This window comes from Deltaproteobacteria bacterium (assembly GCA_009929795.1).
GTDB lineage: Bacteria > Desulfobacterota > Desulfovibrionia > Desulfovibrionales > Desulfomicrobiaceae > RZZR01.
Window position 1 is genome coordinate 1 of the sequence record RZZR01000310.1, and the last position, 1,828, is coordinate 1,828.

At 60.1% G+C, this 1,828-nt stretch carries 1 protein-coding gene; it reads left to right on the plus strand.

Features of this window, described 5'->3' with window-relative positions:
• Nucleotides 1–198 precede the first annotated feature (198 nt).
• Nucleotides 199–1,530, plus strand: a complete 1,332-nt coding sequence (locus EOM25_14530) for an IS1380 family transposase (protein NCC26392.1) — start codon at nucleotides 199–201, stop codon at nucleotides 1,528–1,530.
• Nucleotides 1,531–1,828 lie beyond the last annotated feature (298 nt).

Genomic DNA, 1,828 nt, shown 5'->3' on the forward strand with positions numbered 1-1,828 from the left:
GAATTTCAGCACATAAATGTCGAGAAAATATTTTCCAATGCCGCAAAAAAGGTAATTTTAGTCGATGAACTGCACAACACCTGAATCAGTGAAAATCCATCAGTAAAAAGTGGCTAAAATTACAATCAATATATTGAAATTTCAGTATAAATTTATCAATATACGCCTGTCCAAAAAACTCACTTGGCAGGTGAAAACATGAAGCGACTGATCCTCGAGCAGAGCAACGACGAATTCTACACCAGCCACTCCGGCCTGGCCCTGGCCGGCGCGTGCATCAACCGCCACAGCGACCTGGGGCGGCAGGTGGGCCGGCTGAGTCGAGGTGGCGGCCAGATCGCCGACATCGACATCCTCCGCAGCTACCTGGGGCTGCTGTGCCTGGGCAAGAGCGATTTCCAGGCCATCACCGGCATGCGCGACGACGACTTCTTCCAACAGGCCCTGGGCATCGGTCGCGTTCCCTCGACCGAGCGTTTGCGGCAGCGACTGGACGAGGCGGCCGCCGACGGCCTGATCCCGCTGGTTTTCCGCAGTTCGCAATCCATGCTCAAGCAACTCGGCGTCAAGGTCTCGGGCTATGCCGATGGCCTTGTGCCCCTGGACGTGGACGTGTTCCCCCAGGACAACTCGAACACCCGCAAGGAAGGGGTGAGCCGCACCTACAAGAACTTTGACGGTTATGCGCCCATCGCCGCCTACCTGGGCATGGAGGGCTGGTGCCTGGAGGTCGAACTGCGCCCCGGCAGCCAGCACGGGCAGGCGGGGTTCGTGGTGTTCATCCAGCGGGTCATCAAGGCGGCGCATGTGCTCATCGAGCAGGAGATCGTGGTCCGTCTGGACTCGGCCCACGACGCGCTGGAAACCCGGGAGGCTCTGGCCGCGGCGGAAAACGTCCGCTTCCTCATCAAGTGGAACCCGCGCAACAGCAACGAGCTGGCTTGGCGGGACCGCGTGTTCAGCGAAGGCAAGGTGACCACGCCCCGGGCCGGCAAGCGGGTCGGTTTGTTGGTGGTCGACGAGCCCATGCAGGTCAATGGGTCGGCTTACCCCTGCAAGCGGATCGTGCGCGTGACCGAACGGACCACCGACCGGCATGGCCAGTTGCTGCTCACCCCGGATATTACCCTGGAAGGCTGGTGGACCGACCTGGACATGGAACCCGAGCAGGTGATCGCCCTGTACCGGGACCACGCCACCTCGGAGCAGTTCCACAGCGAGTTCAAGACCGATCTCGACCTGGAGCGGCTGCCCAGCGGCAAGTTCGCCACCAACGCCCTGGTCATGGCGCTGGGTACCTTTGCCTACAACATCCTCCGAACCATCGGCCAGATGGGACTGCTTGGCCAGTTCGCCCCGATCCGCCACCCGGCCAAACGCCGCCGCATCCGCACGGTGATCCAGGAACTGATCTACCTGGCAGCCCGGCTGATCAGCACCGGCCGGCGGCTTATCCTGCGCTTCAGCCGGCATTGTCCGGTGTTTGCCGCCTTCCAGGGGGTGTACCGGCAACTTGTGCCGGCGCGCTGACCGCGGCGACCGGGGTGAAAGTGACCAGCAGCAGGAGAAGTGCGCCCGCTGGTCGAAATTTTACTGAGATTTCAAGGAGCAAGACGCCAATGTCGCCGTAGCGTGCGGCTGGAACAGGATGCGGGAGACCACGATCTCCCAAAATTGCCGGTGCGAGACTGGTTCGTGCCAGTCTGAGCTAAAGCGTCACGGATTCAGGTCTATTGTAGATTTGACCGCCTTCCACGCTTGCCGTGAAAGAAATTCCGGTTGAGACTTGAGCGTCAATCTCCCCTCCGAAAAAGACAAAAAATTCTAC